Raw genomic sequence first — 12,850 nt, forward strand, 5'->3', positions numbered from 1 at the left:
GACGGCCGGGACCGGTCAGTTGCCGGGGCCGGCGACGACGACGTTGGCGGCCACGTCGACGAGCTTGGTGTTCGACTCCTGCGACAGGCGCGCGAGGAGCAGGAACGCGGCGTCGGCGTCGATCCGATAGCGCTCCATCAGCATGCCCTTGGCCTGGCCGATCAGATCGCGCGACCCGAGCGCATTGCGCAGTTGCTCCTTCTCGCGGACGGCGCCGAAGGTAGTGGCGCAATGCGCGGCGAACAACTCGGCCAGCGAGCACGTCTCGTCGTCGAAGGCGAAGGGGGTGGTGCTGTGCAGGTTGAGTGCGCCGAAGTCGTTGCCGTCGATGTAGAGGCAGAAGCACGCCATCGACGCGACGCCCAATGCGCTTGCCGCAGCGGCAAACCGAGGCCATCGCGGGTCGTTGGCCAGGTCGTCGATGCGTACGGTGATGTCGTCGACGGCAGCACGGACACACGGGCCCTCACCGAGCTCACGCTGGAGATCGTCACACTTGCCCGCGAGATCGCCGAACATCACCGGTGTCTCGATCCGACCGCGGGTGACCAGCGTGACACTCGCGTACTCTGCGTTGTCGATCGTGTCGACGGCGGCTTTCGAGATCGCGCGCAGCACGGCCTCCTGGTCGTTGCTCTCAACGCGTAGATCGTTGATCACCTCGGTGATCCGGGTGGTGATTTCCGGCGTCATCCCCTCAACTCCTTGCTGCCGACGGGTGGAACATCGTTTGACGACTGTGCGCGTCCGGGCGGCGACGTCTCCTGAGATTACAACGCGGAGCGAACGCTACGCCGCCGGTCAGCCGGGAGTGAGGCCCTCACGCTGCGCGACGCTGTCGCGTGGACCGCGATGGAACACATCAAGGCAGAGATCTCTGTCCCGATAGCCCGAATAGTGCAGCAACGGCGAGCGCAGCAGCCGGTCGTGGACCGCGTCGCCGGACTGTGGATAGTCGGCGACCGGCCACCGCCAGTGGACCGCGATCACCTCGCCGTCGTCGGTCAACGCCCCGGGTAGTCGCTCGACGACGGCGTCGAGGTCGGCGTCACCGAGGTAGTAGAGCACCTCGCTGAGCACGATGAGGTCGAAGGTGCCCGGCGGCCACGGACCGGTCAGATCCCCGGTGGATACACTGACCCGGGCGTTGGTGGTGGCCAGCCGGCGCACGGCGAGTTCCACCGCCCGCGCACTGACGTCGATACATGCGATCTCCTCGCCGCGGTCGGCGAGCGCGACGCTCAGAACGCCGATGGAACAACCGGGTTCGAAGATCCGCCGGTATCGCGGAGTGGTCAGCGACGCCAGCGTCAGCGCGTACTTGCGTTGTTCGTACCAGCGGTCGGTGAACCCCCACGGGTCGTCGGTGTCGCGGTAGACGTCGTCGAAGTAGTTCTCCGGCAACGTCTTCGGGTCGTCGCCGGGCCGTCGTCGAGTGGTCATCAGGTGAACACGTATTCGGTCGGCCGGGTGAGATGGGCCAGCACGTGCGGCGGCAGGATCGCCTTGTCGGCCGGGTCGTCGGACAGTGGCCGGACCTGCGAGGCGAAGGCATGCACGGCGGCGTGCTTGACGGCAACCTCCAACGGGGACAACGGCGCCCGGCGCAGACGATCCCACGGCACGGCATCGTCGCCGGGAGTTGCCCAGTGCCACATCCAGATCGGGTACATCCAGAGCGACACACCGCGGCGTGTGCAGACCTCGCGGGCGCAGTTTCCGAGTGCCTCGTGATCGGGGTGGCCGTCACCGGACCAGACCGCGAGCACGGCCACCGACTCGTCGCCGCAGGCGTCGAGGTAGCCGTCGACGATGCGGCACATCGCTTCGTGATGGGCGGCGAGCTCGCCGTCGGGCAGGCCGTGCCACCGTGGCCGGTCGAGTCCGAGAAGGGTTGCGGCCGTGTCGAGTTCGAGATGCCGACGCATCACCAGTCGCTCGGGTGAGACCGTCGCCGACCCGGGGTGGGATCCCGAACCGTCCGACATGCACACCACCGTGACCGCAACGCCCGCCCGGGTAGCGATCGACATGATCCCGCCGACCCCGAGGACCTCATCGTCGGGGTGGGCGCCGAGGACGATCAGCCGGTCGACCGTCACCTCCAGATTGGTCGGAGTGCGACCCGAAAGCCACTCGCGCCATCGTGATTCGGGGGTGCCGGGAATGTCGATCGGTCGCCCGGCGAAGCGCAACTGGGTGGGTGAGGGGCCGATGGTGGTCATCGCGTACCTGCTCCGGACTCGAGGGTGATGCCGTCGCGGCCGGCGAAGCGGCCGAACAGCGGGGACTCGGTGAGCCGTCCGAGGTCGATCAGATCCCGCTCGGCGTGGGATTGCCGAAGGTAGATCTCGAGGTCGGCGACGGCCTGCGCGTGCTCGGGATCGCGCACCAACGGCGTCGGACCGAGAGCCCGCGCGACCCGGTCGATGACCTCGGTGGCCACCTGCTCGACCGACCAGCGGACCGACAGCGCAAGGCGGCGCGCCCCGTCGAGATCGTCGGGGTGTGCATCGACGATGCCCGCCACCTGCTCGAGCAGGGTGAATCCGGCCAGTAGGCGGGCGTCGATCGCGCCGAGGTGCATCGCGGTCACGTCGTCAGCCGGGGGCGTGCGGTAAATCGCGTCGGCGACCTTGCGCGCCCCGCCCCACCAGCACGCGGCCACGCCGATGCCGCCGTGGAAGAACCCGGGACGGTCGAGGTAGGCAGCGGGGGGACCGATCGGGCGGGCCGGTACGTCGTCGAGATGCACGGTGCCGGTTTCGGTGGTGCTCATCCCCGTCGCGGCCCACTCGGTGGTCTCCCGACGCACGCCCGCCTGATAGAGGTCGACGGCGAACAGGGCGCGGGCGCCGTCGTCGACGTCGGCGGTCACCAGGGCGTGCGTGCACGTCTGTACACCCGAACACCACGGCTTCGCGCCGCGCAGCCGCCAGCCGCGATCGGTGCGGCTCGCCTCGATTCGAGGATGTGGCGGCTCGGCCGCCCACACGCCCCAGAAGGACCCGGGTTCGGTTGTATCGGAATCGATTTCGTGAAGGATCGTGCGCGCGTCGAGGTGCGCCTCGACAAGCCGGCCGACGGCGATGTCGTCACGGGTGAGGTCGGCGAGAAGGCGCCAGCGTGCGGCGGTGTCGCCCTCGCCCGGATGCGGCACCCGATCGGTGAGATCGTCGGCGATCCGGCGGGCCCGGGCTGCCGGGGTGGCAGGAGCGGTCATGCCGAGCGCCGTCCGGTCGTGGAGAGCGAGCGCAGATGCGCGGCGAAGCCCTCGGGAGCGCGGCCGTGCCGACGTGTCGAGGTCGCCACCGGGGCCTGCGCGCACCAGGCGATCGAGATACCCGCCGACTCCAGACGTTCGATCAGATCGACGTCCTCGTCGTGCGGCAGCTCGCCGAATCCGCCGACCGCGAGGTAGGCGTCGGCGCGCACCCCCAGGTTCGCCCCGTGGATGTGACGGTGGCCGTCGTGATCGCGATACAGACGCCGGTAGCGATCTGCCAGCGCCGCGGGCCACCGCGTCCAATCCTTGGGTGTCACCGTGCCGGCGTAGGCGAGCGCGCCCTCGGCCGCGCGCGTCAGATGGCGCTGCAGCCAGTTGCCGGGTACCTCGGAATCGGCGTCGGTGGTGGCCACCCAGGTCCGCTCGGGAGCACCACCGCGCAGCAACGCGGCGACGCCGGCGGCCCGAGCCGCCCCGACGGTCCCGAACTCGCCGACGATCGGGGTGACCTCGGCGCCGATCACCTCGGCGGACCCGTCGGTGCAGGTGTCGAGGACCACCCCGACATGCACCGGGACAGGCACCGCGTCCGCCGCGATCCGCACCGCGCGCAGACACGCCGGCAGCAGGTCGCGTTCGTTGTGGGCGGGAATCACCACGACAACACGATCGATGGCGAGACGATCGGAGTCGTGAGAGGAATGCGATGCGTTCGGCACGGGCGGCCCCTGAACTCGTTCGCGTGGTCGGGGGATGATCCCCGGACGGCGATATCGGGAGTTGCAGGCCCAATGGCTGAAGGCCGGTATGAAGCTCTCAGGTTACCGGACTCGCAGGTGAACGTCGCTCCCACGGACGGACGACTTCGGCCGCGCATCCCGACCCGCCTCATCGCCGCCCGGCTTTGGGATTCCCTTGGTCGGGTCGGTTACCCTGAACACCCGTGGCATCCAATACCAGCGCCGATTCGCCCCGCTCCGGCCCCTATGACCTGATCGTCGTCGGCTCCGGTTTCTTCGGCCTCACCATCGCCGAGCGCGCCGCCGCCGAACTGGGCAAACGCGTCCTGGTGATCGAGCGTCGAGGCCATCTCGGCGGCAACGCCTATTCCGAGGCCGAACCGACGACCGGCATCGAGATCCACAAGTACGGTGCACACCTGTTCCACACCTCCAACCAGAAGGTGTGGGACTACGTCAACCGCTTCACCGACTTCACCGGCTATCAGCACCGCGTGTTCGCGATGCACAACGGTCAGGCCTACCAGTTCCCGATGGGGTTGGGCCTGGTCAGCCAGTTCTTCGGCCGGTACTTCAGCCCTGACGAGGCACGTGCGCTCATCGCCGAACAGGCCGCCGAGATCGATACGAAGAACGCGGCGAACTTCGAGGAGAAGGCGATCAGCCTGATCGGACGTCCGCTGTACGAGGCGTTCATCAAGCACTACACCGCCAAGCAGTGGGAGACCGACCCGAAGAACCTCCCGGCCGCCAACATCACCCGGCTGCCGGTGCGCTACACCTTCGACAACCGGTACTTCAACGACACCCATGAGGGGCTCCCCGTCAACGGTTACACCGCGTGGCTGGAGAACATGGCCGCCGACGAGCGCATCGAGGTGCGGCTGGACACCGACTGGTTCGACGTGCGTGACGAGCTGCGCACGCAGAGCCCCGACGCGCCCGTCGTCTACACCGGCCCACTCGACCGTTACTTCGACTACTCCGCCGGACGCCTGGGCTGGCGCACCCTCGACTTCGAGACCGAGGTGCTACCCACCGGCGACTTCCAGGGCACCCCGGTGATGAACTACAACGACGCCGACGTGCCCTACACGCGTATCCACGAATTCCGGCACTTCCACCCCGAACGCGACACCTATCCGACCGACAAGACGGTCATCATGCGGGAGTACGGGCGTTTCGCGAAGGACGACGACGAGCCGTACTACCCGATCAACACCCCCGAGGACCGAGAGATGCTCGCGTCCTACCGAGCCCTGGCCAAGACCGAGACCACCGACTCCAAGGTGCTCTTCGGCGGACGGCTGGGCACCTACCAGTACCTGGACATGCACATGGCCATCGCCAGTGCGCTCACGATGTTCGAGAACACCCTGGCGCCACACCTGCGAGACGGTGCGGCGCTGGTGGGTCCCGACGCGTGACGCCCGAGCCCGATCACCGGCGATGACAGCAATGCAGTCGCAGATCAGAGCGGAGTAATGAGTGTGACCCCTGCCCAACAGGAGAACGTGACCGCGTCGTCGACGGTCGAACCCGACTCCACGGCGGTCGAACTGCTGCAGCGGGTCATCTTCCCCCGGCCCGGCGAACCCATCGACGTCCGTTCGCTCTACCTCGTCGAATCCGCGAGCAATGCGCGCCGTGCCCACGCCCCGAGCCGCACCTCGGTGATCCTCGGCGCGGAGTCCGAGGTCAGCTTCGAGAGCTACTTCAACGCCTTCGCCGCGGCCTACTGGCGACGCTGGTCGATCCTCACCTCGGTGGTGCTGCGGGTCGAGGTGATCGGCACCTGCCGTGTCGATCTCTACCGTTCCAAGGTCGACGGCTCGCGCATCGGCATCGGTGGTGATCTGGTCCCCATCGATGAAAACGGCCGTGGCACCATCGAGTTCGAGCTCGACCTCGGACCGTTCGAGGACGGCGGATGGATCTGGTTCGACGTCACCACCGACACCGAGACCGAAATCGTCTCTGCCGGCTGGTATTCGACGATCCCGGTGCCCAGCGGTCCGGACACCAAACGTGTCACCGTCGGCATCCCGACGTTCAACCGGCCCACCGACGCGGTGAACGCTCTCGCCGCGCTCACCTCGGATCCGTTGGTGGACGAGGTGATCGACGCGGTGCTGATGCCCGATCAGGGCACCCGCAAGGTCGTCGACGAGCCCGGTTACTCGCAAGCCGCTGCGGCACTGGGCGATCGGCTGCACATCTTCGATCAGGGCAACCTCGGTGGTTCCGGTGGCTACTCCCGCATCATGTACGAGGCGTTGCGGCTGACCGACTCCCCGTACGTCCTGTACATGGACGACGACATCGCGATCGAGCCCGACTCGATCCTGCGTGCGCTGGCGATGTCGCGGTTCGCCCGCACCCCCATGCTGGTCGGCGGGCAGATGCTGAACCTGCAGGACCGCAGTCACCTGCACTGCATGGGTGAGGTCATCAACCACCACACCTTCATGTGGACCGCGGCGCCGTTCGTGGAATACGACCACGACTTCGCCGAGTATCCGCTGCGTGACCGGGAGAACTCGAAGAACCTGCACCGCCGGATCGACGTCGAGGGCAACGGCTGGTGGATGTGCATGATCCCGCGTGTCTGCGCCGAGGAGATCGGCCTGCCGATGCCGCTGTTCATCAAGTGGGACGACTGGGAATTCGCCCTGCGCGCAGGCAAGGCCGGATACCCGACAGCGACGGTTCCCGGCATCGCGATCTGGCACATGGCGTGGAGTGACAAGGACGACGCCATCGACTGGCAGGCGTACTTCCACCTACGCAACCGGCTCGTCGTCGCCGCGATCCACCACGACGGCCCGATCAAGGGCATACTGCAGTCGATGGTCAAGGCGACCGCAAAACACCTTCTCTGCCTTGAGTATTCGACGGTGGCGATCCAGAACGAGGCGATCCGCGACTTCCTCGCCGGCCCCGACCACATCCGTTCGCTGTTGCCGACCGCGTTGCCGAAGATCGCCGCCATGCGCAAGGAATACCCGGATGCCGTGGTGTTGCCGTCGGCGACCGAGCTGCCCCGAACCAGCGGCGAGGCAACGCATCTGGGGACGACGGTGCCGAGTAACCCGGTCACCAAGCTGCGCGCCCTGGCCGGCGCGATCGTCAACAACATGCGTCCGGCCGATCCGCGGCATCACCAAGTGCCCCAGGCCAATTACCCGCCGATCGAGGCGCGGTGGTTCTCCCTCGGCCGGGTCGACGGGGTCACCGTCACCACCGCCGACGGTCGCGGCGTGGTGTACCGCCAGCGCGACCGCGACAAGATGATCGCCCTCGCACGCGAATCCGCGGCGCTGGTACGTGAACTCAACGAGCGGTTCCCCGAGTTGACGGAGCGCTACCGCGCCCAACACCGGGACCTGACCAGTAAGGAGAGCTGGGCGCGTGTCTTCGGAATCGACTGATCGGGGCCCATCGTCGGCCGCCACGGCGCAGACCGCGGAGCCGTCGGGTGAGGTCGCCGCACTGATCGGTGTCCAGGGTGTGCTGCTCGGGGCGCCCGGCGTCGTGCCCGCCGCCCGTGGACTCTCACACTTCGGTGAGCACTCGCTCGGGTGGCTGGCGATCAGCGCCGTCGGCTGGGGGCTGACCGTGCGACGCGACGACGCCACCGCGCAACGCCGCTGGCTCGAGGCCGGCGCGGGGGCCTTCGGCGCACACGCGGCGTCGGTGATCATCAAGCGCATCGTCCGGCGCAAGCGCCCACAGGATCCGCGGATCCGGGTCGGGGTGTCGACCCCGAGCCGTCTGAGTTTCCCGTCGTCGCACGCCACCTCGACGACGGCCGCGGCGATCCTCATCGGTAGGGCCGCGGGTTTACCGCCCTACCTGCTTCCGGCGGTGCTGGTGCCGCCTATGCTCACCTCGCGACTGGTTCTCGGGGTGCATTATCCGAGCGATGTCGCCGCCGGAGCCGCGATCGGCGCACTGAGCGCCGGTGCCGTCGTCGTCGGCGATCAGTTCATCGAGCGTGCCGCCGACACCGCGGCCCGCCACCCGCGATCCACCCGGCTCGCCGGTGTTGCTGCCCGCGTCGGCGCAGTGGCGCTGATGCCGGGGTCGACCGCACGCCTCCTCATGGGGCGGGTCGTCGGCGGCAAGTCCACTAAGGAGAAGGCATGAGCGAGGAGCCGATCGAGCACGGAAAGGTCAAGGGCCCGCCCAAGAACCTGGCCACCGGGCTGATCAAGGCGGTCCGGCCACGTCAGTGGGTGAAGAACGTCCTCGTCCTCGCCGCTCCGCTGGCCGCGGGTAGCGATGCCCTGACCAACGCCGGTGCGATGGGACGCGTCGGCCTGGCGTTCATCGCGTTCTGCCTCGTCGCCTCCTGCATCTACCTGGTCAACGACGCCATGGACGTCGAATCGGACCGAAACCATCCCACCAAGCGGTTCCGGCCGATCGCCGCGGGCTTGGTGCCGGTATCGCTGGCCTACGGCCTCGCGCTGGTGCTGGGTGCGGGATCGATCGGGGTGGCGCTCATCGCCAACTGGCAGACCGCCGTCGTCATCGCCATCTACCTGGTGATCCAGCTCGGTTACTGCTTCGGGCTGAAGAACCAGGCCGTCATCGACATCTGCATCGTCTCGTCGGGCTTCCTGTTGCGCGCCATCGCCGGTGGTGTGGCCGCCGAGATCCGACTCTCGCAGTGGTTCCTGCTGGTGATGGCCTTCGGGTCGCTGTTCATGGCGGCCGGCAAACGCTACGCCGAATTGCAACTCGCCGAGCGCACCGGCGCCAAGATCCGCAAGGCGCTGCAGTACTACACCACCAGCTACCTGCGCTTCGTGTGGACATTGGCGGCCACGGCCGTCGTGCTGTTCTACGGACTGTGGGCCTTCGACAAGAACTCCGGCCACGACACCAACGTTGCCTATGCCCTGTCGATGGTGCCGTTCACCATCGCGATCCTGCGCTACGCCGTCGACATCGACGGTGGTCAGGCCGGAGAACCCGAGGAGATCGCCCTCGGCGACCGTGTGCTGCAGGTCCTGGCGGTGGCCTGGATAGTATGCGTGGGTGTCGCGGTCTATGCAGTCTCCTGATCGAGGGCAGTCTCCTGATCACGGGCAGTCACCTGATCGAGGGCAATTGCCCGAGGACGACGCGCCCACTCAGTGGCTGCGTCTGAATCTCGGCGGCGACGAGCCCGACGTGGAGCGCCCGGCCGATGGGAACGAGCGCCCGGTCGGCGAGGATGAGCGCCCGATCGACGTCAAGAAGCGCCCGATCGATGAGGATGAGCGCCCGATCGGCAAGAAGAAGCGCACGGTCGACGTCGGCGCGTGGCGGCGTTGGGGTGGCCGCGAGTGGACCGCCATCATCAGTTTCCTGATCGGTGCCATCACCGTCACCACCTTCTTCGCGATCGGCGCATGGCAGCGGCGCTGGATCGCCGACGACGGACTCATCGTCCTGCGCACCCTGCGCAACCTGTTCGCGGGCAACGGGCCGGTGTTCAACGCAGGGGAACGGGTCGAGGCCAACACCTCCACGGCGTGGACCTATCTGCTGTGGTTCTGGGCGTGGGTGACCGACGGCCAACTCGAGTACGTCGCCCTGTGGGTGGCGCTGGTGTTGTCGGTGTCGGCGGTGCCCATCGCGATGTACGGGACAGCCCGCCTGTTGCGTCGGCGCCTCGGTGGGATCACCGGCGATGGCTACACCCTGCTGCTTCCGCTCGGCCCGATCATCTACATCGCGTTGCCGCCGGCACGCGACTTCGCGACCAGCGGCCTGGAGAACGGGCTCTGTATCTTCTGGGCCGCGGTGCTGTGGTGTCTGCTGATCTCGTGGTGTCGGCGATCGTCCGGGGCCGAGGCCACCCGCGCCGGTTCGGCGGCCACACTGTTCCTCGCCTTCTGGGCGGGCCTGGCGCCGTTGGTTCGGCCCGAGCTCACGGTCATCGGCGGGATCGCCCTGGTGCTGGTGTTCCTGGCGCCCCAGACATGGAAGATGCGTGTCGGCATCGTCGTCGCCGCCGCGATTCTCCCCGTGGGCTACCAGATCTTCCGGATGGGGTACTACGCCCTGTTGGTCCCCAACCCGGCCGTCGCCAAGGACGCCAGCGGCTCCAAGTGGCATCAGGGGTTCATCTATCTGGCCAACCTCTTCGGGCCCTACACGCTGCTGTTGCCGGTGGTCCTCGCGCTCGTGGCGGGCATCCTGCTCGCCGTCGGGGTGCGCGCACGCAAGCTCAGCCCCACCGAGCCGTCATCGCAGGCCCCGACGACGGTGCGTGGCCGGTTGGCGTCGTGGTCGCGGCGTCTGCAGACGCCGGGCGCGGTGGTCACCGCGATGGTGCTCGCCGGCCTCATCGTCGGTCTGTACTGGCTGCGTCAGGGTGGCGACTTCATGCACGGCCGCGTCCTGCTGACACCACTGTTCGTGATGTTGTTGCCGCTCATGGTGATTCCGGTGACCATCCCGGTGCGCGGTGTCGCCGCAGCCTTCCGCCGTCGCCGCATGCCCGCCCCCGCTGACGCTGACAGCGCCCTCGCTGACGCTGACAGCGCCCTCGCCGACGCCGACGCCGACGGCGCCCTCGCCACCGCCGACAGCGCCCCAGCCACCGCTGACAGCGCGCCCGCCGACACCGACGGCGCTCTGCGCGCCCGCCGTACACGCCTGCAGCTGGTCGGCTCGACCGTCCTCGCGGCGATGTGGATCACCACCATCGCGTGGGCGGCGATCGTCCATGAGGATGTCCTGCCCAACGCCGGCATCGACATCGGCCGCAGCGGCATCGTCGACGAGCGACGCTTCTACGTCACCAACATGGGCATCGAGAACCCAGTCACCGCCAAGGATTACCTCGACTATCCGCGCATGAAGGCGATGGTCGAGGACATCGAGCAGTATCAGAAGGAGGGCGGCGTGCTGATCGCGTCCTTCGACTACGACCAGTGGTACATCGCCCGCCTCCCCGCCAGCACCCCGCAGGACAAGCGCCAGCTGACGGTGTTCTTCCTCAATCTCGGCATGACCAGCATGAATGCTCCGCTCAACGTGCGGGTCATCGACCAGATGGGGCTGGCGTATCCGATCGCCGCGCACACCGAGCGACTCGACGACGGCCGCATCGGGCACGACAAGGTACTGCCGACCGAGTGGGTGGTCGCCGAGGCCGGAGCCGTGGCGCGAGCCCCGATCCTGCCCGGGTTCCTCGACGAGGACGTCGTACGTCAGGCGCAGGTCGCCCTGACGTGTCCGGCCACCCGGGACCGGATCGCCTCGTACGAGGCGCCGTGGACGTGGCAGCGGTTCAAGAGCAACCTGATCCAGTCGTTCACGTTCACCGACTACCGCATCGACCGCAACCCCGAGTACGAGATCCAGCACTGCGGTCTGAGGATGCCGCCGCGCATCCACCCGCGCTGACCCGGAACCGGGGACGCTGTGAGGAACCTTCGCGCAGCATCGGAGGAACTTGCGAGAAATTATCTCGAATCGGTAACGTGCCGCGGAGTGCGACCGATAGACCGACCGTGAGAATTGCGGTGGGACCGATCCGTCCGCACCAACCTGAGAGAGCTGTGAGAGACGTCACAGAGTTTGTCAGGCTTCGGTGGCTGCAATAGGCTGCCGGGGGTTCCTCGTGTGCACGATGCACGAGGGTTCGGTGTGGGGGATCGGACGTCGCAGAGGTGTAGTCCGGAGTTCGACGCAATGACTGTTTCGTGTCGGAACCGGTGACAGAGGGAGAATGCAGGTCGATGGGTGTAGGTGAACTGGAACCGAAGGCGTCCACGGGACTCAGTGCACGGCTCGTGGCGATTGTGGTCGCCGTGATGACCGTCGCGGGTCTGATCGGAGCAGTGGTCGGAACGGGCCAGGCCGACGCGCGCATCAACGGCACCGGCTTCCGCAAGACGCTGTGGATCGACGCCTGCGGCATGCCCACCAACGGCGCCTTCGGCAACAAGTCCATGGCTCCCGGCAAGGTCCAGGTTCGTACCTGGTTCAAGCCGCAGAACAAGCGCACCGTCATCCTGCTCGACGGCATGCGCGCCCAGTACGACTTCTCCGGCTGGGAGATCAACACCAACGTCCAGGAACTGGTCAATCGCGGCGTCAACGTCGTCGAGCCGATCGGCGGACCGGCCAGCTTCTACACCGACTGGAATGCGCCCAGTAACTTCAACGGCCAGCAGAGCCGTTACATGTGGGAGTGCGTGATCAACAACCGCCTCCCGCAGGCACTGCGGGCCAACGGATTCCAGGGCAAGAACGGCAAGTACGCCATCATGGGCGTGTCCATGGGTGGTAACGCCGCACTGGTCCTCGCCTCCAAGCGTCGCGACCTCTACTACGCCGCCGGCTCGCTGTCGGGCTACAACTTCCTCAGTGCCCCCGGCATGCACACGATGATCCGTCTGGCGATGCTCGACGTCGCACCGCAGCCGTGGAACGTCGACGCCATGTGGGGCCCGCCGTGGGACGGCCGCTGGTATGACAACGACCCGTCGCTGCGCATCAACCGCATGCAGGGCCTGAAACTCTTCGTCGGTTCCGGTAACGGACTCTTCGGCAAGTACAACGCGCTGCCGAACGTCTTCGACGACCTGTTCAAGGGTTCGACGCTGGAGTTCCTCGCGTTCACCCAGGCCAAGGCCTTCGAAGGACTCGCCTTCATCAACGGCCTGCCGATCATGAGTTACTACGCCAACGGCACCCACGCCTGGGGCTACTGGCAGGACATGGTCTGGAACGCCTACTCGCGAGGCTTCTTCAACTGATCGAGTAGCGCACTGCTCGACTGAGCAACGATCAACTGAGCACCGGGACAGCCCCGGCCGCCACCACACGGTGTCGGCCGGGGTTGTCTCATTGGTCCGGCATGACCGGCTATCCGCGC

The 12,850-nt window shown here is 67.3% G+C and carries 11 protein-coding genes; 6 read left to right on the plus strand and 5 right to left on the minus strand.

Features of this window, described 5'->3' with window-relative positions:
- Positions 1-15: 15 nt before the first annotated feature.
- The 5 genes from AC5ZH6_RS01975 to AC5ZH6_RS01995 all read right to left on the minus strand — a co-directional run bounded on the left by AC5ZH6_RS01975 (position 16) and on the right by AC5ZH6_RS01995 (position 3,945).
- Complete coding sequence (locus tag AC5ZH6_RS01975) at positions 16-693, minus strand: GAF and ANTAR domain-containing protein (RefSeq protein WP_094601656.1); 678 nt, start codon at positions 691-693, stop codon at positions 16-18.
- A gap of 108 nt (positions 694-801) precedes the next feature.
- Positions 802-1,443: a class I SAM-dependent DNA methyltransferase gene (locus AC5ZH6_RS01980; RefSeq protein ID WP_094601657.1), complete on the minus strand. Its 642-nt coding sequence runs from the start codon at positions 1,441-1,443 to the stop codon at positions 802-804.
- Positions 1,443-2,225 carry a PIG-L deacetylase family protein gene (locus AC5ZH6_RS01985; RefSeq protein ID WP_094601658.1) on the minus strand — a complete coding sequence of 261 codons (783 nt, stop codon included), beginning with the start codon at positions 2,223-2,225 and terminating at the stop codon, positions 1,443-1,445. Before AC5ZH6_RS01985 ends, AC5ZH6_RS01980 begins: the two co-directional genes overlap by 1 nt.
- Complete coding sequence (locus tag AC5ZH6_RS01990; protein WP_094601659.1) at positions 2,222-3,223, minus strand: acyl-CoA dehydrogenase family protein; 1,002 nt, start codon at positions 3,221-3,223, stop codon at positions 2,222-2,224. Before AC5ZH6_RS01990 ends, AC5ZH6_RS01985 begins: the two co-directional genes overlap by 4 nt.
- Positions 3,220-3,945, minus strand: a complete 726-nt coding sequence (locus AC5ZH6_RS01995; RefSeq protein ID WP_094601660.1) for a glycosyltransferase family 2 protein — start codon at positions 3,943-3,945, stop codon at positions 3,220-3,222. Before AC5ZH6_RS01995 ends, AC5ZH6_RS01990 begins: the two co-directional genes overlap by 4 nt.
- 224 nt (positions 3,946-4,169) lie before the next feature.
- Between AC5ZH6_RS01995 and glf the strand changes: the two genes are divergently transcribed.
- From glf to AC5ZH6_RS02025, 6 genes are all read left to right on the plus strand, one after another.
- Positions 4,170-5,393 carry a UDP-galactopyranose mutase gene (gene glf / locus AC5ZH6_RS02000; RefSeq protein ID WP_094601661.1) on the plus strand — a complete coding sequence of 408 codons (1,224 nt, stop codon included), beginning with the start codon at positions 4,170-4,172 and terminating at the stop codon, positions 5,391-5,393.
- Between the two features lie 57 nt (positions 5,394-5,450).
- Complete coding sequence (locus AC5ZH6_RS02005) at positions 5,451-7,397, plus strand: glycosyltransferase (RefSeq protein WP_094601662.1); 1,947 nt, start codon at positions 5,451-5,453, stop codon at positions 7,395-7,397.
- Positions 7,378-8,115 (plus strand): phosphatase PAP2 family protein, encoded by a 738-nt coding sequence (locus AC5ZH6_RS02010; RefSeq protein WP_094601663.1) that lies wholly within the window; start codon positions 7,378-7,380, stop codon positions 8,113-8,115. Before AC5ZH6_RS02005 ends, AC5ZH6_RS02010 begins: the two co-directional genes overlap by 20 nt.
- Entirely contained in the window at positions 8,112-9,038 is a 927-nt protein-coding gene (locus AC5ZH6_RS02015; protein ID WP_094601664.1) for a decaprenyl-phosphate phosphoribosyltransferase, read from the plus strand. The genes AC5ZH6_RS02010 and AC5ZH6_RS02015 overlap by 4 nt, the downstream gene beginning before the upstream one ends.
- Before the next feature lie 46 nt (positions 9,039-9,084).
- Complete coding sequence (locus AC5ZH6_RS02020; RefSeq protein WP_006369234.1) at positions 9,085-11,373, plus strand: arabinofuranosyltransferase AftB family protein; 2,289 nt, start codon at positions 9,085-9,087, stop codon at positions 11,371-11,373.
- Between the two features lie 335 nt (positions 11,374-11,708).
- A complete protein-coding gene (locus AC5ZH6_RS02025; protein WP_006369235.1) occupies positions 11,709-12,731 on the plus strand; it encodes an alpha/beta hydrolase in 1,023 nt (340 codons plus the stop codon).
- Positions 12,732-12,850: the final 119 nt, after the last annotated feature.

The sequence above is a fragment of the Gordonia sp. YC-XJ4 genome, assembly GCF_059511865.1.

Coding starts and splice junctions, on each gene's coding strand:
- AC5ZH6_RS01990 (WP_094601659.1), bottom strand. CDS start 3,223: ATGACCGCTCCTGCCACCCCGGCAGCCCGGGCCCGCCGGATCGCCGAC.
- AC5ZH6_RS01985 (WP_094601658.1), bottom strand. CDS start 2,225: ATGACCACCATCGGCCCCTCACCCACCCAGTTGCGCTTCGCCGGGCGA.
- AC5ZH6_RS01980 (WP_094601657.1), bottom strand. CDS start 1,443: ATGACCACTCGACGACGGCCCGGCGACGACCCGAAGACGTTGCCGGAG.
- AC5ZH6_RS02015 (WP_094601664.1), top strand. CDS start 8,112: ATGAGCGAGGAGCCGATCGAGCACGGAAAGGTCAAGGGCCCGCCCAAG.
- AC5ZH6_RS02005 (WP_094601662.1), top strand. CDS start 5,451: ATGAGTGTGACCCCTGCCCAACAGGAGAACGTGACCGCGTCGTCGACG.
- AC5ZH6_RS02025 (WP_006369235.1), top strand. CDS start 11,709: ATGGGTGTAGGTGAACTGGAACCGAAGGCGTCCACGGGACTCAGTGCA.
- AC5ZH6_RS01975 (WP_094601656.1), bottom strand. CDS start 693: ATGACGCCGGAAATCACCACCCGGATCACCGAGGTGATCAACGATCTA.